The 26,667-nt window shown below is 47.0% G+C and carries 21 protein-coding genes, 1 tRNA gene and 3 rRNA genes; 5 read left to right on the top strand and 20 right to left on the bottom strand.

Annotation, left to right across the window (positions count from 1 at the left end):
• Positions 1-292: 292 nt before the first annotated feature.
• The 3 genes from rbsK to JNUCC31_RS15150 form a co-directional block, all read right to left on the bottom strand.
• A complete protein-coding gene (gene rbsK, locus JNUCC31_RS15160) occupies positions 293-1,279 on the bottom strand; it encodes a ribokinase (RefSeq protein ID WP_192272311.1) in 987 nt (328 codons plus the stop codon).
• Between the two features lie 45 nt (positions 1,280-1,324).
• A complete protein-coding gene (locus JNUCC31_RS15155; protein WP_192272309.1) occupies positions 1,325-1,621 on the bottom strand; it encodes a 4a-hydroxytetrahydrobiopterin dehydratase in 297 nt (98 codons plus the stop codon).
• A gap of 249 nt (positions 1,622-1,870) precedes the next feature.
• A complete protein-coding gene (locus tag JNUCC31_RS15150; RefSeq protein ID WP_062329622.1) occupies positions 1,871-2,164 on the bottom strand; it encodes a hypothetical protein in 294 nt (97 codons plus the stop codon).
• A gap of 234 nt (positions 2,165-2,398) precedes the next feature.
• On the opposite strand from JNUCC31_RS15150, the gene motA reads away from it, so the two are divergent.
• A complete protein-coding gene (gene motA, locus JNUCC31_RS15145) occupies positions 2,399-3,199 on the top strand; it encodes a flagellar motor stator protein MotA (protein ID WP_192273033.1) in 801 nt (266 codons plus the stop codon).
• Positions 3,186-4,004 (top strand): flagellar motor protein MotB, encoded by an 819-nt coding sequence (gene motB / locus JNUCC31_RS15140; protein ID WP_192272307.1) that lies wholly within the window; start codon positions 3,186-3,188, stop codon positions 4,002-4,004. The genes motA and motB overlap by 14 nt, the downstream gene beginning before the upstream one ends.
• Positions 4,005-4,131: 127 nt before the next feature.
• Here the strand turns inward: motB and rluF are convergent, their stop codons facing one another.
• Both rluF and JNUCC31_RS15130 read right to left on the bottom strand, forming a co-directional pair.
• A complete protein-coding gene (rluF, locus tag JNUCC31_RS15135; RefSeq protein WP_192272305.1) occupies positions 4,132-4,833 on the bottom strand; it encodes a 23S rRNA pseudouridine(2604) synthase RluF in 702 nt (233 codons plus the stop codon).
• 18 nt (positions 4,834-4,851) lie between these two features.
• Positions 4,852-7,191 carry an ATP-binding protein gene (locus JNUCC31_RS15130; RefSeq protein WP_192272303.1) on the bottom strand — a complete coding sequence of 780 codons (2,340 nt, stop codon included), beginning with the start codon at positions 7,189-7,191 and terminating at the stop codon, positions 4,852-4,854.
• A gap of 335 nt (positions 7,192-7,526) precedes the next feature.
• Here JNUCC31_RS15130 and tadA point away from each other — a divergent pair, with 335 nt between their 5' ends.
• On the top strand, positions 7,527-8,027 hold the full coding sequence (gene tadA, locus JNUCC31_RS15125) for a tRNA adenosine(34) deaminase TadA (RefSeq protein ID WP_192272301.1): 501 nt from the start codon (positions 7,527-7,529) through the stop codon (positions 8,025-8,027).
• A 32-nt stretch (positions 8,028-8,059) separates the two neighbouring features.
• Positions 8,060-8,629 (top strand): GNAT family N-acetyltransferase, encoded by a 570-nt coding sequence (locus tag JNUCC31_RS15120; protein ID WP_192272299.1) that lies wholly within the window; start codon positions 8,060-8,062, stop codon positions 8,627-8,629.
• Positions 8,630-8,725: 96 nt separating this feature from the next.
• Here the strand turns inward: JNUCC31_RS15120 and JNUCC31_RS15115 are convergent, their stop codons facing one another.
• The 14 genes from JNUCC31_RS15115 to JNUCC31_RS15050 all read right to left on the bottom strand — a co-directional run bounded on the left by JNUCC31_RS15115 (position 8,726) and on the right by JNUCC31_RS15050 (position 24,332).
• A complete protein-coding gene (locus tag JNUCC31_RS15115; protein WP_192272297.1) occupies positions 8,726-9,820 on the bottom strand; it encodes a hypothetical protein in 1,095 nt (364 codons plus the stop codon).
• Positions 9,821-10,087: 267 nt separating this feature from the next.
• Positions 10,088-10,240, bottom strand: a complete 153-nt coding sequence (locus JNUCC31_RS15110; RefSeq protein WP_192272295.1) for a small acid-soluble spore protein P — start codon at positions 10,238-10,240, stop codon at positions 10,088-10,090.
• 24 nt (positions 10,241-10,264) lie between these two features.
• On the bottom strand, positions 10,265-10,441 hold the full coding sequence (locus tag JNUCC31_RS15105; RefSeq protein WP_192272293.1) for a hypothetical protein: 177 nt from the start codon (positions 10,439-10,441) through the stop codon (positions 10,265-10,267).
• Positions 10,442-10,466: 25 nt separating this feature from the next.
• Positions 10,467-10,808: a hypothetical protein gene (locus JNUCC31_RS15100; RefSeq protein WP_062329604.1), complete on the bottom strand. Its 342-nt coding sequence runs from the start codon at positions 10,806-10,808 to the stop codon at positions 10,467-10,469.
• A 145-nt stretch (positions 10,809-10,953) separates the two neighbouring features.
• Positions 10,954-11,042, bottom strand: a tRNA-Ser gene (locus JNUCC31_RS15095).
• Between the two features lie 202 nt (positions 11,043-11,244).
• A complete protein-coding gene (serS, locus tag JNUCC31_RS15090; RefSeq protein WP_192272290.1) occupies positions 11,245-12,528 on the bottom strand; it encodes a serine--tRNA ligase in 1,284 nt (427 codons plus the stop codon).
• A gap of 275 nt (positions 12,529-12,803) precedes the next feature.
• The gene (gene pdxT / locus JNUCC31_RS15085; protein WP_192272288.1) at positions 12,804-13,385 is read right to left on the bottom strand and encodes a pyridoxal 5'-phosphate synthase glutaminase subunit PdxT; all 582 of its coding nucleotides are present in this window, start codon (positions 13,383-13,385) and stop codon (positions 12,804-12,806) included.
• Positions 13,386-13,402: 17 nt separating this feature from the next.
• Entirely contained in the window at positions 13,403-14,284 is an 882-nt protein-coding gene (gene pdxS, locus JNUCC31_RS15080) for a pyridoxal 5'-phosphate synthase lyase subunit PdxS (protein ID WP_192272286.1), read from the bottom strand.
• A 244-nt stretch (positions 14,285-14,528) separates the two neighbouring features.
• On the bottom strand, positions 14,529-15,917 hold the full coding sequence (locus JNUCC31_RS15075) for a D-alanyl-D-alanine carboxypeptidase family protein (RefSeq protein ID WP_416234416.1): 1,389 nt from the start codon (positions 15,915-15,917) through the stop codon (positions 14,529-14,531).
• A gap of 432 nt (positions 15,918-16,349) precedes the next feature.
• Positions 16,350-17,807 (bottom strand): IMP dehydrogenase, encoded by a 1,458-nt coding sequence (guaB, locus tag JNUCC31_RS15070; protein WP_192272285.1) that lies wholly within the window; start codon positions 17,805-17,807, stop codon positions 16,350-16,352.
• Positions 17,808-18,152: 345 nt separating this feature from the next.
• Positions 18,153-18,269 (bottom strand): 5S ribosomal RNA (gene rrf, locus JNUCC31_RS15065).
• Between the two features lie 144 nt (positions 18,270-18,413).
• Positions 18,414-21,461 (bottom strand): 23S ribosomal RNA (locus JNUCC31_RS15060).
• Between the two features lie 338 nt (positions 21,462-21,799).
• Positions 21,800-23,347 (bottom strand): 16S ribosomal RNA (locus tag JNUCC31_RS15055).
• The 16S, 23S and 5S rRNA genes sit together here, the layout of an rRNA operon.
• Positions 23,348-23,774: 427 nt before the next feature.
• On the bottom strand, positions 23,775-24,332 hold the full coding sequence (locus JNUCC31_RS15050; protein ID WP_323374385.1) for a hypothetical protein: 558 nt from the start codon (positions 24,330-24,332) through the stop codon (positions 23,775-23,777).
• Between the two features lie 77 nt (positions 24,333-24,409).
• Here JNUCC31_RS15050 and JNUCC31_RS15045 point away from each other — a divergent pair, with 77 nt between their 5' ends.
• The gene (locus JNUCC31_RS15045) at positions 24,410-25,009 is read left to right on the top strand and encodes a TetR/AcrR family transcriptional regulator (RefSeq protein WP_192272283.1); all 600 of its coding nucleotides are present in this window, start codon (positions 24,410-24,412) and stop codon (positions 25,007-25,009) included.
• A 155-nt stretch (positions 25,010-25,164) separates the two neighbouring features.
• Here JNUCC31_RS15045 and JNUCC31_RS15040 read toward each other — a convergent pair whose 3' ends face one another.
• Positions 25,165-26,502: a TrkH family potassium uptake protein gene (locus JNUCC31_RS15040; protein WP_192272282.1), complete on the bottom strand. Its 1,338-nt coding sequence runs from the start codon at positions 26,500-26,502 to the stop codon at positions 25,165-25,167.
• Positions 26,503-26,667: the final 165 nt, after the last annotated feature.

Genomic DNA, 26,667 nt, shown 5'->3' with positions numbered 1-26,667 from the left:
TGTTAAAGCGAGGGACTCCAACCGTCCCCCGCTCTACACGCATGCTCTAAGCCACCATGGCTCTGGACGCACCACGTAGTCGATTCTATTCCAGTGTTGCTGAGTTTATCCATTGTTCATACTGAGAAGAGGCTCTTATTCCCCCTGCCGGGAGAGGTAAGAGCCTCTTGGTCATATTCACGTGTAAACGCCATAGGGTGCTCCTCTGGTAAGAAACCTGTGCCATCGCTACCCCGGTTCGCATAAGCGATCCCGATACGGCCGTCTATAGCACGTCCTAAAGTGTCATACATTATGGCGTTTTGGCCTGCTGCTCAGCCAGGAAAACCTCCACTTCACGTGCGGACGGCATCCCGGACTGGGCGCCGAGCTTCGTCACGGACAACGCGGCCGCGCCCATGGCGAAGCCTACAGCCGCGTCGAGCGTCTCTCCGCGCGCGAGGGCTACCGCCAGCGCGCCGTTGAAGCAATCGCCTGCGCCGGTCGTATCGACGGCGCTTACGGCGTAGCCGGGCGCACGGCACGCGCCGGCGCGCCCTGCCTGTACGCGGCCGCCAGGTGCCGCCGCGTACACAGCCCCCTCGGGGCCGAGCGTCGTGACGACAGCGGCCCCGAGGGATGCGGCGAGCTCTGCGACCGCCGCATCCACGTCTTCCGGCCGGAGTTCATCCCGGCCGGTGAGCACGGCGAGCTCGCTGCGGTTTGGCGTGACAACGTCGACGCACCGCAGCAGCTCCTGGGGCAACCCCGGCACCGCAGGCGCCGGGTTGAGCACCACCAGTGCGCTGCCTTCAGCCGCCAGTTGGGCGGCGCGGGTGACCGCAGGCAGCGGGATCTCCAGCTGCAGCAGCACCGATGCGGCTGCAGTCAGGCTTTTTACCGTATCCGCTTCCTCCAGCATGGCAGGTTCAAGTCGCCCATTCGCTCCGGGAATGACGATAATCCGATTATCTCCTTTGGAGAGCCAGATGGAGGCCGTACCAGTGACGGTATCATCCAGTATACGAACCTGCGAGGCATCTGCTCCGCTCTCCACCAGACTGTGTAACAGACGTTCACCAAAAGCATCCGAACCTACCGCTCCCACCATCGTTGTCTGTCCGCCCAGTCGTGCTGCAGCAACAGCTTGATTGGCGCCTTTCCCACCAGCCAGATAGTGCAGTTCCTCCCCGCTTACCGTCTCCCCCTCTTCGGGAATGATATCGGTTTTCACCACAAGATCCATATTCAGGCTGCCTACGACAGCAATAAGAGGTTTGTTCTGATTATCGTCTGACATGGTTGCTTCACTCATTTCCGGTAGTACGTTAATAACCGATCCCGGTTATTCCGACCTCATTTTCTCAAATGCCTCGTTATATTGCTCTGCTTCTTTAATGTCTACAGATGTTATACCGCCTTCATCCCATGATGTGAGACGCAGCGTGACTGTTGTATAGTCAATCGTAATAAAAGGGTGATGATTGAATGCTTCCGAAATCGCTGCGACCTCGTCCACAAAAGCAATCCCCTTCATGAAGTTGGAGAATACGAACTTGCGGACAATCCACCGTCCCTCTTCCAGTTCCCAGCCTTCCAGCCTCCCCAGATGAGCTTCGACTTCCTCTTGCGAAAAAACCATACGTTATCTTCCTCCCCATATGATGGCTCATCACAGACACCTGCCGTGCTGCCACCGAAACCTTTGGCGCTATCACAGCAACCCAACGCATAGGTCAACCGCCCTGCGGCTCGCCCGTTTCATGACTATCATCTTACCACGGACAAGCCCCAAAATCCAATATAACGAATGGCATTGGGCCCAATAGCCGCAAGGCTTTAGGGGATTCAAGCGCCTGATTTTTCGAGTCAAATAACGAAGACGCATCTACTAAATCAGCGGCACAAATGTCAGCTCTTCTTCCCCAATCAAAATATTAATCCGGTGTTGATTCTTGTCGTGAATAACCACGCCACTTCCTACCGGTATAAGAGACTCGGTTCCCAGCGCATAGAACAGATCTTCCGCTAACGCTTCATCTACTTCAAGTTGCTCCCTCTCCCCCAGACGCGACCATTCCTCCGCATCCATTTCAAAGAAAACGTAGCGGTCCGGTATTCTCCCTATGGCCTCTGTCAAATCTGTCAATATTCCTTCATAATCCCGTCCATGCTTTACGCCCATTGGCTTTTCACTCCTGTTCGGCCCCTTCGGAGCGGATTTGATCTTATTATACCTGAAAATAACCCTTAAAAAAAAAGACCTTCTGGTCGATAAATACTATACATGACCGTTTTAACTGTTTCAGCATCTAAAGGGGATGCCTAACGTTTAGCGGATTGCGGCGTAACGTTCGTCCGGAAGCCCGAATAGAGCCGCTTGAAAGGATTCAATTTTATCTCATGGATGAGGTGTATGATGGAAATTTCAACGATTATCGGACTAGTTTTGGGGCTGGTTTCACTTGTACTGGGTATGTTCCTAAAAGGCGCACCCCTGATCAACCTGGTTAACAACCCGGCAGCCTACGTTATTATCTTTGTTGGTACGGCAGGAACCATTTTCATGGCATTTCCTATGTCTGAAGTTAAGAAAATCCCTAAGCTCTTTGGGATTCTTTTCAAAAAGCAGCAACTGATTGACCGTGTTTCACTGATCGGCACATTTATGGATTGGGCTTCCACTACCCGACGTGAAGGTTTGCTGGCACTGGAGTCAAAAGTAGAAGAGATTGATGATCAATTCCTACGTGGCGGAATGCGTATGATCATTGACGGCAACGACCAGGAATTTGTAAGTGATGTATTAATGGAAGATATTCATGCCACAGAAGAACGCCATCGCGGCGGCGCCTTGATCTTCGCCCAAGCGGGGATGTACGCACCAACGCTCGGGGTACTCGGAGCCGTTGTAGGTCTGATTGCGGCACTTGCCGACCTTAGTGACATGGAGAAACTATCCCACGCCATTGCGGCGGCATTTATCGCTACACTCCTTGGTATCTTTAGTGGTTACGTGTTGTGGCATCCCATGTCCAACAAACTGAAGCGGATGTCCAAGAAAGAAATGGAGATCAAGCTGATGATGGTTGAAGGATTGTTATCGATACAATCCGGAGTATCCACTATTGCCATCAACCAAAAACTATCTGTATTCCTGACACCTTCCGAACGTAGACAGCTGGAAGAGAAGGAGGGATCATCAGGTGAAAAAGGCTAAAAAACACGAACCTCATGAAGAACATATAGACGAGAGCTGGTTGCTTCCTTATTCCGACTTGATGACATTGCTGCTTGCTCTGTTTATCACATTATTCTCTATGAGCTCCATAGATGCAGCAAAATTCGAAGAGATGTCCCAGGCGCTCAGCAGTGCATTGAATGGTGGTTCGGGTGTCCTGGATCACTCTTCCATGAACCCTACGCAATCGAGTACAGATCTAGGCAAAAGTAAAAAGGAACCTCAGGAAATCACCAAGAATACACCAGCTCAGATTACCGATGCCCAGATGGCCAAGAAAGAACAGGAAGATCTGGAGAAGCTCAAGAAGCGCTTAGACCAATATATCAATAAAAATGGATTATCGGATCAGCTTAATACCAAGCTGAATCAATCAGAGCTCAAGATCACCATCAGTGATAATGCCCTGTTCTCCTCAGGACGGGCTGATGTTAAGCCGGAGTCACGCTCACTGGCTAAAGCCATCTCCAGCATGTTGCAGGAATTCCCGGAATACGAAGTGGTTGTATCTGGTCATACGGATAATGTTCCCATTTCGAACAGCCAATATAAGGACAACTGGGATTTAAGTGCCGATCGGGCACTGAATTTCCTCAAAATTCTTCTGTTGAATGATTCACTGGACCCTGCAAAATTTACACCTAGCGGTTATGGAGAGTATCATCCAGTCGCTAGCAACCAAACGAATGCCGGAAGAGCTCAGAACCGCCGGGTTGAAGTTTCAATTATCCGGAAGTATCAAAGTAATAACCCGTCTGTAAAATCAGTCGGACAAGGTAATTAAAGACTAAATGCAGCAAGCAAATGTACATGCCACTCTCTTTCATCGAAGAAGAGTGGCTTTTTTCTGTCTGCTGATATTAAAAGCGCTGCTTCCCCTTAGAGGAGAGCAGCGCTTTGATAGCCATCTTTTATTCTAGCGTATAATCCAACAGACCGCCCAATTCCGATTTTTCTGCAGGCGTTAGTTCTCTCCAATGACCTGTAGCCTGTTCGCCAAGATGAATGTTCATAATTCGAATCCGCTTCAACTTTCGAACCTCGTAGCCAAACGCACTGCACATCCGGCGAATTTGACGGTTTTTCCCTTCGGTTAAGATTATCCGGAACACTCGCTCGGATATCCGAGTCACCGTACAAGGCAGCGTCATTTCGCCAAGGATCTTGACTCCTGTACTCATGCCTTTCAGGAAACTCGGCGTTACGGCACGGTCTACGGTAACAATATATTCTTTCTCATGGCGCCCTTCCGCCCTTAGAATTCGATTGACGATATCACCATCGTTGGTCATCAGAATCAAACCTTCTGAATCCTTATCCAGACGACCAATCGGAAAGATTCGTTCCTTGTGCCCTACAAAATCAACAATGTTCCCTTGAATATGCCGCTCGGTTGTACTGGTTATACCAACCGGTTTATTGAGTGCAATGTATACATGTTTTCTTTTTTCTTTAATAGGCTGGCCATTAATTCGAACATCATCGCCATCTTCCGCCTGACTGCCCAGCTCGGCCTGCACTCCATTAATCGTTACTTTCCCGCTTTCCACCAATCTGTCGGCTTCACGACGGGAACAATAACCGGTTTCACTGATAAATTTATTAATACGCAAAAGGAAATCTCACCTCATCTAGTTCTCTTCGTCTGTAAGTTCGTTTTCCGCCTTATTTTCTTCCTCTGTACTCTCCGGTTGCTGCTTGGAAGCAGGCAGGTCGATAATGACGGTCGTTCCCTTGTTCATGACGCTTTTAATATCCATCATGCCCTTATGTGATTGAATAATGCGCTGGCTGACCATCAGGCCAAGTCCAGTTCCCGATTCCTTGCTCGTAAAGAACGGTTCTCCCAGCTTGGGCATCATCTCTTCAGGAATCCCGGTTCCTTCATCCTTGATTTCAATCCGCACCCGACTCGCCTTTTCATCATGATGGAGTTTAATGCGAATATTGCCTCCGTCTGGCATGGCCTCCATCCCATTCTTCAGCAAATTGATGAAGACCTGCTTCAACTGATTCTCTTCACAGTGTACCATAGCCGAATCGGATGAAGCACTCAGTACAAATTCCACACCATGCAGATGTGCCTGGCTGTCCAGCAGTGATATGACATCACCTAGAATGAAGCGAATATCCCGCTCCTGAAAATGAACCGCCTGCGGTTTGGCCAGGATCAAAAATTCACCCACAATAAGATTAATTCGATCCAATTCAGACAACATCAAATCCAAATGGCGATGATTAAGCTTGTTCGTTTCCTGTTGAAGCTGAAGGAACCCTCGCAGGGTTGTGAGTGGATTACGTATTTCATGCGCAACCCCAGCTGCCAGCTGGCCTACCGTCGTGAGCTTCTCTGAACGTCTGAGCAGCTCCTCCATTCGGTTACGACTTGTAATGTCTCTGGACACACTAATCAGCGCAGTAATCTCGCCTGCTTCATCTCTGACCGGTGCTGTACTCACGCTGACTTCGACGCGGCTGCCGTCCTTCTTCATCCATGTTGTCTCATTGGATGTAATCGACATCCCCTCAATCAGCTGAGCATGCTGCACTTTCATTTCCTCTTCAGAGCCAGGAGGAATAATCTTCAATTGGCGGCCTTCAACTTCACGGCTGCGCCAGCCATATAACTGCTCAAAGGCCCGGTTGACCCGCAGCACGTTCCCATCCAGATCGGTAATATGAATGGCATCCGCCGTTTGGTTAATGATCGATTCCAGATGCTCTTTTACGGCCCGATTTTCTTCATACATCTGTTTCAAGCGATTCGTATAATGACCCAAATTGCGAATCATGGCATTAATGCGATTCGCTAATTGACCCAGTTCATCTTTCCTTCTCACTTTCAGACGGAAATCAAAATGTCCGTCAGCCACGTCGTTCACTTTGCCCAGAATTAATTGAATGGGGCGAGTAATATATCCTGCAAGCAAATAGCTGCCAAAGATCACGATCTCAAGCAACACAAGGGATATGGAGGCATGGCTGACCAATTGTTCCGACACCATCGAGGATATTTGCTTATAATCCATGACAATACTAATGACATAGGACGATTCATTCGGGGTGAATATCGGAATGAAACTTTTAAGAACTTTCTGATCATGAGTTTCACTGACAAAAGATACATTCTGTCCTGTACGAATCGCCCGTACGACTGCCTTATGGTCCTCTTCTGCCGCACCATATTGGTACGTACCGAAACGAATAGGTCTGTTGTTCAACTTGCTATGGTTTGTATCCCTTCCGTCATTATTCATTGTTGGACTACCAAAGGTCAGTGGATTAATGCCTGTGATCTCCAGAATGGAAGAATTAACTTCACGAATCTTGTTCAGAATCTCGTCTGGACCAGAGATCTTCACATAGTCATCAACAGCAGCATTATTATAGAAGGGATTAATTATGTAATTCCTCTTCCCATCATGATAGTACCCCCAGATATCAATATCTGACGGACTTGATGTCGAATATTCAAATCCATCCGACCAAAAATGGTCAAATGTCTGCCCCTGTGATATAGTAACCTGATGTTTTTCAAACAGCTGTTTAAATGCCTGATACCAATACGTCATAGACTTTGTAGACAATCCGATCTCCCTTGGATCGGAAGAACGTGTGACAACGATATCATCGTCTGTCTGCTCCATCAAAGAAATATGGGAGACCCCAACCTTTTCGCTCATGCGAACCAGATCTTCATTTGTGATATTATTAATATCCGGGTCCAGTTCTGCTGCCGCCATGATTGATGCCAGCCACAGGTTGTTCCCAATCTGCCGTTTTACATATTCCGAACTGGATTGGCTTTGTTCGACAGCAATTGCAATTTGCTTGGCCGTAAGCACCATTTTGTTCTCGCTGTCCTGCCTTAAATTTTCTTCTGTAGTATAATAACTCAGAGCTATATTCAGAACCAAAATGACGAGCACTGAGCACGACATAATCATGGATAATTTCGTTTTAATAGACAACTTTTTCGTTCACCTCTCGGCTTGTACCCTTTGGCGATATATGGCAAAACCTATATCCATCATAACTGTTGTATCTCTATTTGAAAAGGATAATTGACCCTTGTCCAAAAGTTACCGCTTGGCTGAAAAGCGAGAAATTAATTGTATTTTGTCTTTTTGATGCCTAGAATGGGAATAACCGCTAAAAACTATACACAAATCCACAGGCATGTGGATAGTATGTTCATAACTCTGTGAGCAACTCGGCACTTATCCACAGACTTATACACAGTATGTTAACAAACGAATGTTTGTTCGCCGTACAAAAGTGCTTTTTGGAAGGAGTTTTAATGGTAATGAAAGACGACGCTCTCCACCCTGATCTTTCGCATCTCCCGGTACAGTCTCAACACGAATACTGGATGCGAGAAGCGATCGCCGAGGCACACAAAGCCGAAGCTCTTGGGGAAGTACCCATTGGGGCAGTAATTGTTCAACATAATCGCATTATTGGTCGTGGATATAATCTGCGTGAGACGACACTCGATTCCACAGCTCATGCTGAAATGGTTGCCATTCGGCAGGCCAGTGAAGCGATCGGGGCATGGCGATTGTTGGATTGCAGTTTGTACGTCACTTTGGAGCCCTGCCCCATGTGTGCAGGTGCCATTGTGCAATCTAGAGTGCCTATTGTTATATATGGTACAGCTGATCCCAAGGCTGGCTGTGCAGGAACATTAATGAATCTGCTGCAGGAACCTCGTTTTAATCACCGAACCGAAGTCGTTGCTGATATTCTGCAACTGGAGTGCTCCAGTATGCTGACTCAATTCTTCCGGCGTTTACGAAAAAAATAAACCTTAACACCCATTAAGAAAGGGATGCATTCATGCCGCTCACACTATATGATACACCCAAAGGAATAAGTCTTAGGTTACTTACTTCACAAGATACGGAAGCGTATCTTGCTCTTATTCAAACCACTCGCCTTCCCTATCAGTCCGTAGAACCTATTCGGGATGATGAGTTCTACACGCTTCATGCGCAAACCAGACGTATTCAGGATAGAATGCAGGCAGCCGAGGATGGAACCGGTTATCAATTCGGGATTTTCACTATCGATGATGGTCTTCTGATTGGCCAGGTTAGCCTGAATAATGTCGTTCATGGCGTGGCCAATTATACAGACATGGGGTACTTTATACATCCAGACTATCAGGGCGGTGGACGGATGACTGCAGCCGTCAAGCTTGCTGTATCCTACGCTTTCCGTGCTTTAAAGTTAAATCGTGTTCAGGCAGCCATCCTGTTATCCAATACGGGTTCGAAACGCGTTCTGGAGAAAAACGGGTTCCAAGCGGAGGGTATCGCTCGTAAATACCTCAAGATTAATGGAGAGTATCAGGATCATCAGATATACGCTGTGCTGGCCAAGGACTTGGGAGAATCTTTGCAGTAAATGAACAGTAATTGAACAGACTGTGGAACAACATACAAAGAGCCGCTCAACCCTAAGGTCGAGCGGCTCTTTGATTTAACTAATGAATCGGAGAACTTAGTATCCGTAAGATGCGTTCATCAGTTCTTCAAACTTATCCATTGTAATTACGTTTTCACCAGTAGGGATATTGATTTTGAAAGCTGGCTTCTCGTTAATTTTGGTGTATGTGTTCGAACCCGTGAATGCAAGTTTAATTTCATCTTTGGTATCCGGTTGTTTGATCAACATATCAGCAACCATTTTTTGATATACCGGGAAGTCCTTTTTATCCAATGCGAAATCAATGTGGAACTGATTAATGGTCAGGGTGTCTTTCAGTTTGTCGAGATCCTTAGCCATTTCAGCTTGATCCGCTTCAGAGATCTTCAGATCCTCTTTGGCTTGATTGATATCTTCCTGACTCATTTGCAACATGTCACGATATTCTTCTTTAGAGATAATATCCAGCACTTTTGGCAATGCTTTGGTTACCAGAACAGTAACTGCTTCTTTCACATTGTCATTGTTGACCGAAAATTGTACCACCTGTTTGGCATCCACACCTTCAGGAAGCTGTGCATCCTTCACATCCAGGTTTTTAAAGAATTTATCCTGATCATACTCGCCCAGAACAGCATCCATGACTTCATTGCTCAGCTTTTGTGTCTTCGCTGCATCCATAGCATCCGGGTTCCATTCAGTTCCTTCTTGTTCAGCCAGTTCTTTCAGATCCAGCTCCAGGAACTTACCAACAACCGTTTCTGGGATTGGGAAGAATGGAATACTCGGTACCTTAACATATAATTTCTCAGCGGTCATAACCATTGGAATATTAAATGTCATCCCCATATCACCCTTGAGTTCAATGCCTACCGTCATTTCGGTTTGCATTGGCTCGTTTTGGTATACACCAGTTACATTCAACTGGGCATCCTTCAGCATGTTCATAAACTGAGACATCGTTGGATCCTGTTGCGATTCGTCTGCAGGTTTATAGCTCAATTCATTAATTGTGAAATTGGAACTCATCTCATACGAAGTCAGTTTGGAAGCATTGGCTGCCGCCGTCTTCAATGCCTCTTTTGGTTCTTGCTTGCTGCTACATGCTGTCAGTGCCAAAGATACGGTTAACAGCAACGTAAGAAGAAGCGCCCCCATACGTTTAGTCATTTGTTTCTCTCCTCTCGTGATAACCCCAAAAAAATAGTTCAACATCAATGATATACCATTTATTCTGAAACGGAAACACGATTTGGGAAATTTGTGATCTTTGCTCTCTAAATTGGCTACAAAGACCTATGTAAGCATGAAAAATCAATGGAGTCCACCTTTAAATAATGTATGAACGCGCAAAAACCCCGGTTTGTTAACCGGAGTTGTTGGTTATGGTTATGGTTATGCATGTTATATGTGCAAAGGGATTGTATCTTTTTCAGGTTACCCTTGAGGATTGTTATGATCCACATGGTTCTGGTTTTTCACCTTTTTGGAGCCTGACAATGGTTCCTGCATGGAAGAATGCTTCTCAGGCTTTCGATGCTGTTCAGCGGCCTGAGCTTCAGGCACAGGTGTTGATTTGGGTTTGCTCATGTCGTTCCCCCCTCTTCATTGGATTTAGGAATGGGATGGATCCATATCTTCCGTTTTATCGTGATTCAGGGAATCCTGATGTCGACGATCATTCGCATCCTGCTGAATCTGCTGCGCATGATGACTATTCACAGCTGTCTGACCCAGATCAGCGACTACATTTTGCAGGTTTTTGTCTGTTCCGTCTTTTGCTTTGCTCACTTATAACCACTCCTTTGACATTAACCTATTGTCTTGTTTTGGATTGTAACGACTGGGCGCATTCATGAATGTGCCTTGTATAATCCTGAGCCAATTCCTGAATCGGTTCTGTACGCTCATCTGTCGTTTGTCCATCCCGTTCCACATCAATCAGTTGCACACTGACTTCACGAGAGTCCACATAAGCACACTTGAAATCAAAAGAATACATTTGGTGTCCGGCTGTTGCAATGTGAATTCGAATAGCCTGCTGATCAGCCTCGTCTGCCATTACCTGAGCCCGATCTCCGACATTTAACACTTCAGGCAATCTCTCTTGCCAAGCACCTACAAGCTCCGTCTGATCTATGTTTAATTCGCGGTTCATCTTACCACCTCCACTCCTATAAAGTGCGGCGATTCAGTTATTTTTATGCATCATGTAGCCAACGTTGTATTCGAATATGTCTCAACTGTAAAAATGCAAAAAAGGACCCGAGCTTATCGCTCGAATCCTTATCATTATTGTAGTATGGCGGAGAGGGTGGGATTCGAACCCACGTGGGCTTGCACCCTAACGGTTTTCAAGACCGCCCCGTTATGACCGCTTCGGTACCTCTCCAGGATATTAACTTTTATAAACTTGCCACGAAAATGATCATACCATAATTATATACCAAAAAGCAACCCTTTATATCATTTTAAAATTCTTTCATCTAAAAAAAATGCTGCTTATTGTGGTAACTGAAAAAAACGTCTCCTTGTCCAAACGGAACGTTCTGCTCTTCCATTTGTCAGGAGACGTTTTTTTTCATTCATTTCTCTTAGGAGCGACGCGTAATCACACTTACTCCGCCCATGTAAGAACGCAGTGCTTCAGGAATCACTACGGTTCCATCTTCTTGTTGGTAGTTCTCCAGTATAGCTGCAACAGTTCGTCCTACTGCCAGTCCTGAACCATTCAACGTATGAACAAATTCTGGTTTGGATTTGGGTTCTCTGCGGAAACGGATATTAGCCCGGCGTGCTTGGAAATCCTCACAGTTGGAGCAAGACGAAATTTCACGATACGTATTGCTTTCAGGCAACCAGACCTCAATATCATACGTTTTTGCAGACGTGAAGCCCATATCTGCTGTACACAACGTCAAAACACGGTAAGGTAGACCCAGTAGCTGAAGAACACGTTCCGCATTTTGTGTCATGTTCTCCAATTCCTCATACGAAGTTTCAGGAGAAGACAGTTTCAACAATTCCACCTTATTGAACTGGTGTTGACGGATCAAACCACGTGTATCCCGTCCAGCAGAACCAGCTTCGGATCTGAAACAAGAGCTGTACGCCACAAAATGTTTAGGCAGTTGATCGGCATTGAGAATCTCTTCGCGATGATAGTTCGTTACCGGAACTTCAGCCGTGGGAATCAGATAATACTCTGTATCTTTCAGCTTAAACAGATCCTCCTCGAATTTAGGCAATTGACCTGTACCAAACAAGCTGTCACGGTTAACGATATACGGAGGCAGAATCTCTTCATACCCATGCTGATCGCTGTGCAGATCCATCATAAAGTTGATCAAGGCACGTTCCAGACGTGCGCCCAATCCTTTATAGAACGTAAAACGGGAACCTGTTACTTTGGCAGCCGCTTCAAAATCAAGAATATCGAGATCTTGTGCGATTTCCCAGTGTGCTTTTGGTGTAAATGAAAATGACTTGGGCTCCTCCCAACGACGAATCTCCACATTATCTTCTTCGGAAGCACCAACAGGTACACTCTCATTAGGGATGTTCGGAATTGCCATGGTCAGATCATTAATCTTCACTTCCAGCTCGCGAACTTCTTCGTCCATTGCTTTGATCCGATCCGAAACTTCACGCATCTCAACGATCAGCTCGTCCGCATTTTCTCCACTCTTTTTAAGTTTCGCGACTTCCCCGGACACAGTATTCCGGCGATTTTTCAGATTTTCACTCTCTTGAAGCAATTCCCGACGTTTGGCATCCATTTCCGAGAATCCAGTGATTAAATCCAGCGATTTGCCACGTTTCGTCAACGCTTCTTCAACACGTGCGTACTCATTCCGCAATATTTTCACATCAAGCACTACATACCCCTCCTAAATAACACCACAAAGTGAAACGTTCTTATTAAAACAACCCAATACCTTTGCAGGTTCGTATTCCTTCATCATTCCTCAATGGTAAAAAAATAACCTATGAAGCTCCGGTGGTACCCTACGCTGCGATTCCCGCTTTGGAAGCAGATACGGGCAACATCAGGTATCCGACCGGATAGCCCAACCCAGTAAGCCTGTGAGCCTCTGGAGGACTGATCCGGTTCACCGGCAGATCATAGGTTGTATATCAATCACGATTGGTTCTATACAGACTGTTTATACGACCTGGCCATGTCTACAAAGTAAGCATGCAGTCGATAATCATCTGTCAATTCAGGATGATAGGAGCAAGCCAGCAAATGCCCCTGGCGAGCAGTAACGATCTCATCCTTGTAAGTGGAAAGAACCTCTACATCGTCCCCTACACTTTCGATTAGGGGTGCTCGAATGAATACAGCCCTAACCATTTCCTCGATACCTTTTACCGGGAGATCCGTTTCAAAGCTTTCTCTTTGCCGTCCAAATGCATTTCTGGATACGGTCATATCCATCAGCTCCAGATGAGCATCCTCTTGTCCTGCGATATGCTTAGCCATAACGATCAAACCAGCACAGGTACCGAATACCGGTTTACCCTCAGCAGCGAATGCACGAATAGCATCCATGAAGCCATATTTACGCATCAGTTTGCCAATCGTGGTACTCTCGCCGCCTGGAAGGATCAGACCATCCAGTTCCTCTAGCTGCTGGACCTGTTTGATCGCCAATCCTTCTGCTCCAGCCCGTTCGATACTGCGAATATGCTCAGTTACAGCCCCTTGAAGAGCTAAAACGCCGATCTTCATTTGCAAGTCTCCTTCTCTTACCAGCCGCGATCCTGCATGCGCTCGGAAGGTGAAAGTTTGGAAATCTCAATGCCTTTCATCGGTGCTCCAAGGTTTTTGGACACTTCAGCAATTAATTTGTAATCCGTATAATGTGTAGTCGCTTCTACAATGGCACGTGCAAATTTCTCAGGGCTGTCCGATTTGAAAATCCCTGAACCTACAAATACGCCATCAGCGCCCAGGTGCATCATAAGTGCAGCATCAGCAGGAGTAGCCACGCCACCAGCGGCGAAATTTACTACAGGCAGCTTGCCGTTCTCATGTACATCAAGCAGAAGCTCATAAGCTACGCCAAGGTTTTTCGCTTCAGCATACAATTCGTCTTTGGACATATTGGCAACTTTACGAATTTGGCTGTTAATAAAACGCATATGACGAACCGCTTCAACAATGTTTCCTGTTCCCGGCTCACCTTTCGTACGAATCATGGAAGCTCCTTCGCCAATCCGGCGCAATGCTTCACCCAAATCTTTGGCACCACATACAAACGGTACAGTGAACTCATGCTTGTCAATATGGAACACTTCATCGGCAGGAGTCAGCACTTCACTCTCATCCAGGTAATCCACGCCCAGGGATTCCAATACCTTGGCTTCAACATAATGTCCGATCCGTGCTTTGGCCATAACGGGAATGGTTACAACTTTCATCACTTCTTCGACAATGGTTGGATCAGCCATACGGGCTACTCCACCTGCTGCACGAATATCAGAAGGAACACGCTCCAGAGCCATAACTGCTGTTGCACCTGCTGCTTCAGCAATTTTAGCTTGCTCGGCATTCATAACGTCCATAATGACGCCGCCTTTTTGCATTTCAGCCATACCTCTTTTAACGCGCGATGTTCCCGTTTCCATCTTCCTATCCCCCCGTAATGTATGTGTCGTTCTCATCTCTGAAAAGGTGAATAACCTGCCTTGCCAGGCCGGAGAACAATAAACTATTTAACTGAATCATACGTAGAATTCTAACTTGATATTTTACCGGAAAAATTGTAAATATACAATCCACTCGGTCGGAATTACTTGTATTTTGTCAGTGATCTAACCCAACTATATTAAGAGTATCATAATACTCTGACCACTTTTGGTCTCTTGCCTATTAAAACAGGTTTTTGATACCGTCAAACAGATCAACGAAAAAGTCTTTGACTGCACGGAAGAAAAGACGGAACCAACCACCTTTTTCTGCTTCTTCTGCGGTGATAAGGTTAACGGTTTTCTCCTGAGGTTCAATTCCCTCGGCTTTATACGTATAAGTAACCGTACCCACTTTGGTCCCAGCCTTGATTGGAGCAACCAGCTTATCCACTGCAGTTACATTGGCTCTAAAAGTCACGTTCAGGTTTTGAGTACCCTTGGGTACAACAAAACTCACTGCATTGTCAGTGACCACAGGCACTGTGGTTTCCTTCCCTTTTTTCAAAGGTACATTTTCCCAGCCTGTGACTTTGGTCTTGGCGGCAACCGCCTGTTTCACTTCAAAATTATTGAACCCAAAGTCCAATACTTTCTTCGTTTCTCTGAAACGCGCAGACTCCGAATCGGTACCCATAACCACACTGATCAGACGCATGCCATTACGTTCAGCAGTACCTGTAAAGTTATTCCCTGCGTTCGTGGTGTGACCTGTTTTCATCCCGTCCAGACCTTCATAGGCATAGCTTTTGAAGTTGGTTATATTTTTATTCGCTTCCAGCATCCAGTTATAGTTAATAATTGGAGCCTTATCATTGGGACGGAATTTGTAGGACTGAATTGTAGTAAAATCTTTGTAGTCCGGGTGATCCATGATGATATATCTGCACAAAATGGCTGCATCTCGTGCTGACATAACGATTTCTTTATCTTCAGCTGGACGGAATTCTGCAGGCATATCTGCCCGATCCAGACCTGTGGAGTTAATGAAGTAGCTATCTTTCATTCCCATACGCTTTGCTTCATCATTCATCATTTTCACAAAAGCTTGCTCAGAGCCTGCAACATATTCAGCCAAAGCAACCGTGGCATCGTTGGCTGATCCTACAGCCATGGCAATGTATAGCTCCTTGACCGTATGCTGATCTCCTTCTGCGAGGAAAATACGTGAGCCCTCACTTTCTGCTGCGTTCTTTTTGACTGTAACGACATCGTCCCAGCTTAATTTCCCCTGTTTAACCTGTTCAGCCACAATATACTCGGTCATCATTTTGGTCATGCTGGCAGGCGGCATAGCTTTATCTGCATTAACATTGAGCAGAATCTGTCCCGTTGATGCCTCCATGAGCACAGCTGACTTAACCTCGAGTCCCAGTGAGTCCACTGAAGGAATGTCCACGGCTTTTTCAGCCTTTTTTGTTGTAGCCGCAGCAGTCAGTACCTGGCCGGAGTCGTTAGCAGCAGCCATAACCGGCATTACTGCAGACATGCAGAGCATATTGATCAGCATAACCGAGGCTACACTTTTTTTGAGCATTTGACGCTTTTTCTTATTCATTTGTTTTGCTTTCAATGATAATACTCCCTTCGGTCCGAAGCTTTCTATACTAAGCTTCAGTGCAGCTTGAGCTGCAATATTTATATTTTCGTCTTCCCTAACAAGTGTGGAAATGATATGTGAGATGTGAAATATATGCGCTTTATCGAAAGAGCAATAACATTGCTCCTGAAGTTCAATATCGATTGTCACTTAATTAGCATTGTGTAGAATGCTTATGTAAAAGGACGTCCGCGCTTCTTTTTTAGCTGGGCAACCTTTTCTGTAAGGTAAAACGGATTGTCATTAGCAGTTTTCATAGATTCACGTCAAAAAACCGCCGCAACGCCCTAATCCATTAAAGGATCATTACCGCTTGTTCTATTCTATCACAGGGGTATCCGCAAAAAAAGACAGGCCTGGCGAAAATCGCCCAGCCTGTCCTGGAAATTATTTACACAATTCAGATTACAACGAGTAGTTAGGGGCTTCTTTCGTAATCTGTACATCATGCGGATGACTTTCACGAAGTCCCGCACCTGTAATACGAATAAACTGTGTGTTGTTACGAAGCTGCTCCAAATTGCTTGTACCGCAGTATCCCATACCTGAACGCAGACCACCAATCAACTGGTGAATAGTATCAGATAATGGCCCTTTGTATGCAACACGACCCTCAATTCCTTCCGGAACCAGTTTCTTGTCATCATCCTGGAAGTAACGATCTTTACTTCCTTGTTTCATCGCCGCCATCGAACCCATACCGCGGTACACTTTGTAGCTACGTCCTTGGAAGATTTCCGTTTCTCCCGGGCTTTCTGCCGTACCTGCAAACAAGCTTCCCAGCATAACTGCATGCGCGCCTGCAGCAAGAGCCTTGGTAATTTCACCAGAGTACTTGATGCCACCATCAGCAATGATTGGTACACCATATTCACGTGCAACATTTGCACAATCATATACTGCTGTTACTTGGGGAACACCGATACCAGCAATTACACGAGTTGTACAGATAGAACCTGGACCAATTCCTACTTTGACAACCGATGCCCCTGCTTCGATCAGTTCACGGGTTGCGTCGCCTGTAGCAACGTTACCTGCAACAATCGTCAGGTTCGGGAAACGCTCACGCAGCTGACGAACCGCATCAATGATGTTAATGTGATGTCCGTGTGCCGAGTCTACCGTAATCAGATCAACGCCAGCTTGGACCAAAGCATCAGCACGTTCGAAGGTATCTTTGGAAATACCAATCGCTGCACCAACCAACAAACGTCCTTGTGCATCTTTGGCTGCGTTAGGGAATTGAATTGCTTTTTCGATATCTTTAATGGTAATGAGACCTTTCAATGTGTTGGACTCATCTACTAATGGAAGCTTCTCGATTTTATGCTTTTGCAGGATGCCTTCTGCTTCTTGCAATGTAGTCCCTACAGGCGCAGTAACCAAATTCTCACGAGTCATGACTTCGCTGATTTTTATGGAGAAGTCGTGGATGAAACGCAAGTCACGATTGGTCAGGATACCTACTAGCTTCTGGTCTCCATCAACAATTGGCACACCGGAAATGCGATACTTCGCCATAACGGATTCAGCATCAGACACCAAATGTTCCGCTGTCAATGAGAACGGATTGGTAATAACGCCACTCTCTGAACGCTTAACCCGATCCACTTCTTCCGCTTGCTGCTCAACAGACATATTTTTATGGATGATACCAATACCGCCTTCACGAGCAATCGCAATAGCCAATGTCGCTTCGGTAACAGTATCCATACCGGCACTGATCAAAGGGATATTCAGTTTTACGCTGTCACTCAAACGAACAGATACGTCCACTTCTTTAGGCAGTGTCTCGGATTTCCGTGGCACCAGCAGTACATCGTCGAAGGTAAAACCTTCCTTACCAAATTTATCTTCCCACACGCGGGTGTTCCTCCTTATGTTTGCTCAGCTTTACGGTCCAAAACCCGAAGATCCCAGGCTGTATTTTATGCCGAAAATACGTTTTCTGAAAAATTTATTATTGCCATCTTAGCAAAGCGTTATTTAGACTGTCAAGGGAAAGTCCCTGGTTATATCAGGTGTGTTGTCTGATGAATACAACTGTATTTCATGAGCGGACAAGTTCCTTGTATATATCAAAATCACCACCCGTTTGAGGTGGTGTTTATCTATGGTAATTCAGTTAAAACACTGTATTCAAAGTTATCTATACTTCCTTATAAACAAATAAAAACCACCACCGAATAACATCGGCAGTGGTTCTTTGCTTGGCGGCGTCCTACTCTCCCAGGACCCTGCGGTCCAAGTACCATCGGCGCTAGAGGGCTTAACGGTCGTGTTCGGGATGGGTACGTGTGGAACCCCTCCGCCATCGCCACCAAACGCGATTTGTCGAAGCATAGCTTCTTGAAATCCATTATGGAACTGAAAATCATACACACATTCTGTGATGTACCTATTTTCATTTCAGAGTTTATTCTCTGAAAACTAGATCCGAAACGAAACTTGCGATTACAACCTGCATATTTGGATAAGCCCTCGACCGATTAGTACTGGTCAGCTCCATGCATTGCTGCACTTCCACCCCCAGCCTATCTACCTCGTCGTCTTCAAGGGGTCTTACATACTGGGAAATCTCATCTTGAGGGGGGCTTCACGCTTAGATGCTTTCAGCGCTTATCCCTTCCGTACATAGCTACCCAGCGGTGCTCCTGGCGGAACAACTGGTACACCAGCGGTACGTCCATCCCGGTCCTCTCGTACTAAGGACAGCTCCTCTCAAATTTCCTACGCCCACGACAGATAGGGACCGAACTGTCTCACGACGTTCTGAACCCAGCTCGCGTACCGCTTTAATGGGCGAACAGCCCAACCCTTGGGACCTACTTCAGCCCCAGGATGCGATGAGCCGACATCGAGGTGCCAAACCTCCCCGTCGATGTGGACTCTTGGGGGAGATAAGCCTGTTATCCCCAGGGTAGCTTTTATCCGTTGAGCGATGGCCCTTCCATGCGGTACCACCGGATCACTAAGCCCGACTTTCGTCCCTGCTCGACTTGTAGGTCTCGCAGTCAAGCTCCCTTATGCCTTTGCACTCTTCGAATGATTTCCAACCATTCTGAGGGAACCTTTGGGCGCCTCCGTTACTCTTTAGGAGGCGACCGCCCCAGTCAAACTGCCCACCTGACACTGTCCCCGCACCGGATTACGGTACCAGGTTAGAACCTAGATACGATCAGGGTGGTATCCCAACGGTGCCTCCACGCAAGCTGGCGCTCACGTTTCAAAGGCTCCCACCTATCCTGTACAGATCGTACCCAAATTCAATATCAAGCTGCAGTAAAGCTCCATGGGGTCTTTCCGTCTTGTCGCGGGTAACCTGCATCTTCACAGGTATTAAAATTTCACCGGATCTCTCGTTGAGACAGCGCCCAAGTCGTTACGCCATTCGTGCGGGTCAGAATTTACCTGACAAGGAATTTCGCTACCTTAGGACCGTTATAGTTACGGCCGCCGTTTACTGGGGCTTCGGTTCACAGCTTCGGATTGCTCCTAACCGCTCCCCTTAACCTTCCAGCACCGGGCAGGCGTCAGCCCGTATACTTCGCCTTACGGCTTCGCACAGACCTGTGTTTTTGCTAAACAGTCGCTTGGGCCTTTTCACTGCGGCCCCCTCGTGCTATTCACACTACCGGGGCACCCCTTCTCCCGAAGTTACGGGGTCATTTTGCCGAGTTCCTTAACGAGAGTTCTTCCGCGCGCCTTAGAATTCTCTTCTCGCCTACCTGTGTCGGTTTGCGGTACGGGCACCATCACCTGGCTAGAGGCTTTTCTTGGCAGTGTGAGATCATGACCTTCGCTACTATAATTTTCGCTCCCCATCACAGTCCAGCCTTACGATGTGCGGATTTGCCTACACATCAGCCTCACTGCTTAGACGGACATCCATCAGTCCGCGTCACTACCCTGCTGCGTCCCCCCATTGCTCATAACGGCTTACGGTGGTACAGGAATTTCGACCTGTTGTCCTTCGACTACGCCTTTCGGCCTCGCCTTAGGTCCCGACTTACCCTGAGCGGACGAGCCTTCCTCAGGAACCCTTAGGCTTTCGGCGGATCAGATTCTCACTGATCTTTTCGTTACTCATACCGGCATTCTCACTTGTATAATGTCCAGCGCTCCTTACGGTACACCTTCAACCCTTATACAACGCTCCCCTACCCCTGGATCGACTTCACTCCAGCTTCGAAGTCCTGTGTTTATCCCCTGAGAAGCATTTGGTCATCCAAGATATCATCTCTTGTCAGACAAAAATGTCCTTGTGGTAAACACCGCCTCAAAGAAGCAGTGAAGTCGATCCAAGCCATAGCTTCGGTGGTGTGTTTAGCCCCGTTACATTTTCGGCGCAGAGTCACTCGACCAGTGAGCTATTACGCACTCTTTCAATGGTGGCTGCTTCTAAGCCAACATCCTGGTTGTCTGTGCAACTCCACATCCTTTCCCACTTAACACACACTTGGGGACCTTAGCTGATGGTCTGGGCTGTTTCCCTTTTGACAATGGATCTTAGCACTCACTGTCTGACTCCCGGAAGTAAGTCTATGGCATTCGGAGTTTGACTGAGCTTGGTAACCCTTGCGGGCCCCGCACCCAATCAGTGCTCTACCTCCACGACTCTGTTTTCCGAGGCTAGCCCTAAAGCTATTTCGGGGAGAACCAGCTATCTCCGAGTTCGATTGGAATTTCTCCGCTACCCCCACCTCATCCCCGCACTTTTCAACGTGCGTGGGTTCGGGCCTCCAGTGCGTGTTACCGCACCTTCACCCTGGACAGGGGTAGATCACCCGGTTTCGGGTCTACGTCCACGTACTCATTCGCCCTATTCAGACTCGCTTTCGCTGCGGCTCCGGCTCTTCACCTTAACCTTGCACGGGAACGTAACTCGCCGGTTCATTCTACAAAAGGCACGCCATCACCCCTAAAACGGGCTCTGACTTTTTGTAAGCACACGGTTTCAGGTTCTATTTCACTCCCCTTCCGGGGTGCTTTTCACCTTTCCCTCACGGTACTGCTTCACTATCGGTCGCTAGGAAGTATTTAGCCTTGGCAGATGGTCCTGCCGGATTCATACGGGGTTTCACGTGCCCCGCACTACTCGGGATCCGTCTCGGAGGGAGCAGACTTTCAACTACAGGGCTTTTACCTTCTTTGGCGGGCCTTTCCAGACCTCTTCGTTTAACCGGCTCCTTTGTAACTCCATGTGAGACGTCCCACAACCCCAGAGAGCAAGCTCTCTGGTTTGGGCTTCTCCGCGTTCGCTCGCCGCTACTGACGGAATCACTATTGTTTTCTCTTCCTCAGGGTACTTAGATGTTTCAGTTCCCCTGGTATGCCTCTACACAACCTATGTATTCAGTTGTGAGTAACTGGATATTACCCCAGCTGGGTTTCCCCATTCGGACACCCCCGGATCAAAGCTTGCTTACAGCTCCCCGAGGCAGTTTCGTTGTTCGCCACGTCCTTCATCGGCTCCTAGCGCCTAGGCATCCTCCGTGTGCTCTTAGTAGCTTAACCATATCGCTCGTGTTCGAGCTGTCGCTCCACTTGTTTTGGACTACGTCCAAAGCCAAAATTCGCTCCATTTCGATCACTCGCTCATGCAATCTACCGTTTTATTGAAACTTGTTTACACAAGTTCAGCTAAAAAGGAATGTTCTAATTCGCATTTTTCGTTTCGATATCTAGTTTTCAAAGAACAAGCTCCATGCAAAAGCAAGCTGTTTGAGAGTTTGAGCTCTCAAAACTGAGCAACGAGTGAGTGAAAAGCTTTACGAAGTAAAGCTCGCTTCGGAAGCATGCTTCCTGAAGACTTGTATTTGAATGTTTCCGCTACGGGAAACGATTCTCCATAGAAAGGAGGTGATCCAGCCGCACCTTCCGATACGGCTACCTTGTTACGACTTCACCCCAATCATCTATCCCACCTTCGGCGGCTGGCTCCTTGCGGTTACCCCACCGACTTCGGGTGTTATAAACTCTCGTGGTGTGACGGGCGGTGTGTACAAGACCCGGGAACGTATTCACCGCGGCATGCTGATCCGCGATTACTAGCAATTCCGACTTCATGCAGGCGAGTTGCAGCCTGCAATCCGAACTGAGACCGGCTTTTTAGGATTCGTTCCACCTCGCGGCTTCACAGCCCGTTGTACCGGCCATTGTAGTACGTGTGTAGCCCAGGTCATAAGGGGCATGATGATTTGACGTCATCCCCACCTCCCGGTTTGTCACCGGCAGTCACCTTAGAGTGCCCACCCGAAAGTGCTGGCAACTAAGATCAAGGGTTGCGCTCGTTGCGGGACTTAACCCAACATCTCACGACACGAGCTGACGACAACCATGCACCACCTGTCTCCTCTGTCCCGAAGGAAAGGTACATCTCTGTACCGGTCAGAGGGATGTCAAGACCTGGTAAGGTTCTTTCGCGTTGCTTCGAATTAAACCACATACTCCACTGCTTGTGCGGGTCCCCGTCAATTCCTTTGAGTTTCAGTCTTGCGACCGTACTCCCCAGGCGGAGTGCTTAATGTGTTAACTTCGGCACCAAGGGTATCGAAACCCTAACACCTAGCACTCATCGTTTACGGCGTGGACTACCAGGGTATCTAATCCTGTTTGCTCCCCACGCTTTCGCGCCTCAGCGTCAGTTACAGCCCAGAGAGTCGCCTTCGCCACTGGTGTTCCTCCACATATCTACGCATTTCACCGCTACACGTGGAATTCCACTCTCCTCTTCTGCACTCAAGTCACCCAGTTTCCAGTGCGATCCGGGGTTGAGCCCCGGATTAAACACCAGACTTAAATGACCGCCTGCGCGCGCTTTACGCCCAATAATTCCGGACAACGCTTGCCCCTACGTATTACCGCGGCTGCTGGCACGTAGTTAGCCGGGGCTTTCTTCTCAGGTACCGTCACCTTGAGAGCAGTTACTCTCCCAAGCGTTCTTCCCTGGCAACAGAGCTTTACGATCCGAAAACCTTCATCACTCACGCGGCATTGCTCCGTCAGGCTTTCGCCCATTGCGGAAGATTCCCTACTGCTGCCTCCCGTAGGAGTCTGGGCCGTGTCTCAGTCCCAGTGTGGCCGATCACCCTCTCAGGTCGGCTACGCATCGTCGCCTTGGTGAGCCGTTACCCCACCAACTAGCTAATGCGCCGCAGGCCCATCCCCAAGTGACAGATTGCTCCGTCTTTCCAGTTTCCTTCAGGCGAAGAAAACAACTATTCGGTATTAGCTACCGTTTCCGGTAGTTGTCCCAAACTTGAGGGCAGGTTGCCTACGTGTTACTCACCCGTCCGCCGCTAACCATCTGAGAAGCAAGCTTCTCAGATGGTCCGCTCGACTTGCATGTATTAGGCATGCCGCCAGCGTTCGTCCTGAGCCAGGATCAAACTCTCCAATAAAGTATTGAAAAGAGCGATAAGCTCATTTTGAATCTGACGAGATTAAAAATCTCATTTGTGCTTCGAAACGATACAATCCGAAGACGTGTACCGATTTCTCAGCGTCGATCTTGCAAGCAAGATCGTTACTCACTCGTTGTTCAGTTTTCAAAGATCAAACTCATTTCGCTACCAAGTTTTGTTCTCCTCAGCAACTTTTATATCATATCATTCCCGAACCAACTTTGCAAGCTCTTTTTTTAAAGTTTCTTTCGAAGCTTATTTGATTTGCTTGCCGCACCGTGTTTCTCATGTTTTCTTGGCCGGAATTAGAATATACCATGTACAGATTTCGATTGCAAGCTTTTTTTTCAATAAATTATATCTATGCGGATCACCTTTCTCTCACGGATAATCCGCACGTTCTACCACCTTATCCAGTTATATGTTACTTCCCTTTGTTCACAGGCATCTTTCGAGGCCATAAGCTATAACTGAAGCTGATTATAAAATCGATCCCAAGTATGATTCCCCATACCCTTATGAGATTAGTGAATGCCGCAGTACGCTCCGCATCACCAATCCACCAGATCATCACGAGCAGAAACAAGCTACCTATACTCCACGCCAATAGATGTCTAAGCCATCCCATTCTCTCACGACTAGCATGCTCACTGCCGTACACCTTGCTGCTCCGAGGATTATCTCCACCCTTGAACCAGTACAAGAAATAACGATCAGCCCAAGCGATCATCTGATGACCATAGGCAATACTCACACCTATATATATAGCTGCAATGCCATGAACCATACTTGCCGTAGTCCCACGTTGAAGATCCATTACCGTAGCAACCAATAATAGAACATCTACAATTGGCGTTGCCATTAACAATGCAATACCTGTTCGTTTCATCCCAAGCAGATAACGCACACTCAGACCTGCGGCAACAAATATCCAGAAAGCAATCTCACATCCAATGATAAAATAGGCAATCAAAGAATCCACTCCCTTTATAATACAAATGTATTAAATACAATTTAACACGTTTGTATTATAATAATCAACAATGATATAATCCTTTTATGCCTAAAATAGTTGATCATGATAAGCAGCGTCTGCTCGTGGCTGAAGCGGCCTGGCGCGTCATTCGAAGAGATGGCATGGAACAAGCCTCTGTTCGAAATATTGCGGTAGAGGCTGGCATATCAGCCGGATCTATGCGCCATTACTTTTCAACCCAATCGGAACTACTCCTATATGCAATGAATCTGGTATCGGAACGGGTCTCGAATCGAATTGCCCAGATGTCCTTTGATGCTTCTCCATTGGAGAATATGAAGCTTCTGTTGCTAGAACTCTTGCCAAGTACGGATGAAAAAATGGCCGAAATGGAGGTGTGGTACGCTTTTACAGCCAAATCCAAGACCGAACCCGCTCTCAAAGAGCATGCCGACAAAGTATATGATAAACTCAGACACGCAATGGCTACGGTTATCACCTACCTTATGGAGCTCAATCTCTCCCGTACAGATCTCGACAAGGAGCTGGAAATTGAACGGCTGTACGCTTTGATCGACGGTTTGGGAATTCATGCGATTCTTCGCCCTGACCAAATGAACACCAAGATCATGGATGACATTCTTACCATGCATCTTGTAACGTTATGCCGGGATCCAGAATAGCATTCAGTCCAGCGATTATGCTCTATCCATCTATCCATCACACAACAGGAATCGAGTAAATGCTTCTTTATAACCCAAAAAACCGCAAGGCATTCGTTGTAACTACCCTATATATCATATTAGGGTTAGTCCTAGATGCCTGACGGTTTTTCTTTTTATCCGATAATAATCCGACCTTCCGGATGGCGATACAATTTCTTTTCTTTGCGTGGACGGAGCGCGTATGCAATGGTTAATGGCCCAATCCGTCCTATAAACATGGTAAAAACGATAATGATTTTGCCCCAATCGGTTAATTCATGCGTTACTCCCACCGACAAACCTACCGTTCCGATCGCTGAGGCCGCCTCAAACATAAGTGCAATAAATGGGGCATCCTCTGTCGTTAACAAAAGCATCACCACGACCATGAATATGATCAGGGAGACCATAATAATCGTCAACGCTCTCATCAACAGCTCTTTGGGAACACGCTGACGGAAAAACACAATATCTTTATTACCACGAATCATGGCATACACCGCCCCAATCATGATCAGGAACGTTGTTGTCTTGATCCCGCCCCCGGTTGATCCTGGAGATGCCCCAATAAACATCAACAGAATAAAGAAGAACTGGGTAGCCTGCCTCATTTGGGTAATATCAATGGTGCTCGTGCCCGAAGAACGTGTGGAGACAGATTGGAAGAAGGAGGCGTAGATCTTTTCACTCCAACTAAGAGAAGCCAGTGTGTGCCCATTTGTGAATTCAAATACAAACAGTACAATTGCACCGATACCAATCAGTGCACCCGATACAGACAATACCAGTTTGGACTGTAATGATAAACGACGTCGCTTGCGAAACTCAAACAAATCATTCAACACCACAAATCCGAGTCCACCCGATATAACCAGCACGGAAGCTGTGACGTTAAACAGCCAGTCCCCTGTATAATATTGAAAACTGTTCCCAAACAGATCAAAACCACCATTATTAAATAATGAAACCGAGTGAAAAGCGCCATAGTATACCGCCTGTCCAAAAGGCATTTCCGTTGCCCAGCGCACTGCCAATATAATGGCAGCCACTCCTTCGATGGTAAACGAAAAGATCAGCACCTTGCGTATAATGCGTACAATGCCTTCCATACTGTCAGCATTGATAGCTTCTTTGAGCAGCAGCCTGTCCTTAAGCGAGATTCGCTTGCCCAGAACCAATGCAAACAGCGTTGCAATCGTCATGAAGCCAAGACCACCAAGCTGCATAAGCACCATAATCACGATCTGACCAAACAGGTTAAAGGTCGTACCTACATCCACAACAACTAACCCGGTCACACATGCAGCAGAAGTCGAAGTAAACAGCGCATCAATAAACGCCAAATGCCTTCCGCTTTGATTGGATACAGGCAGCATGAGCAGAATCGTACCGATCGTGATTATTAGCATAAAACCACCAACCAGGATCAATGGAGGCGATAGGAATTTAGCAATGTGAAGCCTAAACTTCATGGAGGGCACCTCTTTTAACATATTACAAGCAGATAGGCGAACAAGGTCTGTCACCAAACTTTGGAAACACAAGCTCGGACGAATCACTTCGATGCCTGTGTAAACCTAAAAAGGAACATGCCACCAGCATCATACTGAACGGCAGGTTCCTCTTCTATTATGAAC

Source organism: Paenibacillus sp. JNUCC-31, from assembly GCF_014844075.1.
In the GTDB taxonomy this organism is placed as follows: Bacteria; Bacillota; Bacilli; order Paenibacillales; family Paenibacillaceae; genus Paenibacillus.
This window is presented reverse-complemented; position numbering and strand designations above follow the sequence as displayed.

Bases quoted from the DNA above. Each gene is read 5' to 3' on its own strand.
- rbsK (WP_192272311.1), bottom strand. From the start codon at position 1,279: ATGTCAGACGATAATCAGAACAAACCTCTTATTGCTGTCGTAGGCAGC.
- JNUCC31_RS15155 (WP_192272309.1), bottom strand. From the start codon at position 1,621: ATGGTTTTTTCGCAAGAGGAAGTCGAAGCTCATCTGGGGAGGCTGGAA.
- JNUCC31_RS15150 (WP_062329622.1), bottom strand. From the start codon at position 2,164: ATGGGCGTAAAGCATGGACGGGATTATGAAGGAATATTGACAGATTTG.
- motA (WP_192273033.1), top strand. From the start codon at position 2,399: ATGGAAATTTCAACGATTATCGGACTAGTTTTGGGGCTGGTTTCACTT.
- tadA (WP_192272301.1), top strand. From the start codon at position 7,527: ATGAAAGACGACGCTCTCCACCCTGATCTTTCGCATCTCCCGGTACAG.
- JNUCC31_RS15120 (WP_192272299.1), top strand. From the start codon at position 8,060: ATGCCGCTCACACTATATGATACACCCAAAGGAATAAGTCTTAGGTTA.
- JNUCC31_RS15115 (WP_192272297.1), bottom strand. From the start codon at position 9,820: ATGACTAAACGTATGGGGGCGCTTCTTCTTACGTTGCTGTTAACCGTA.
- JNUCC31_RS15110 (WP_192272295.1), bottom strand. From the start codon at position 10,240: ATGAGCAAACCCAAATCAACACCTGTGCCTGAAGCTCAGGCCGCTGAA.
- JNUCC31_RS15100 (WP_062329604.1), bottom strand. From the start codon at position 10,808: ATGAACCGCGAATTAAACATAGATCAGACGGAGCTTGTAGGTGCTTGG.
- pdxT (WP_192272288.1), bottom strand. From the start codon at position 13,385: ATGAAGATCGGCGTTTTAGCTCTTCAAGGGGCTGTAACTGAGCATATT.
- pdxS (WP_192272286.1), bottom strand. From the start codon at position 14,284: ATGGAAACGGGAACATCGCGCGTTAAAAGAGGTATGGCTGAAATGCAA.
- JNUCC31_RS15045 (WP_192272283.1), top strand. From the start codon at position 24,410: ATGCCTAAAATAGTTGATCATGATAAGCAGCGTCTGCTCGTGGCTGAA.
- JNUCC31_RS15040 (WP_192272282.1), bottom strand. From the start codon at position 26,502: ATGAAGTTTAGGCTTCACATTGCTAAATTCCTATCGCCTCCATTGATC.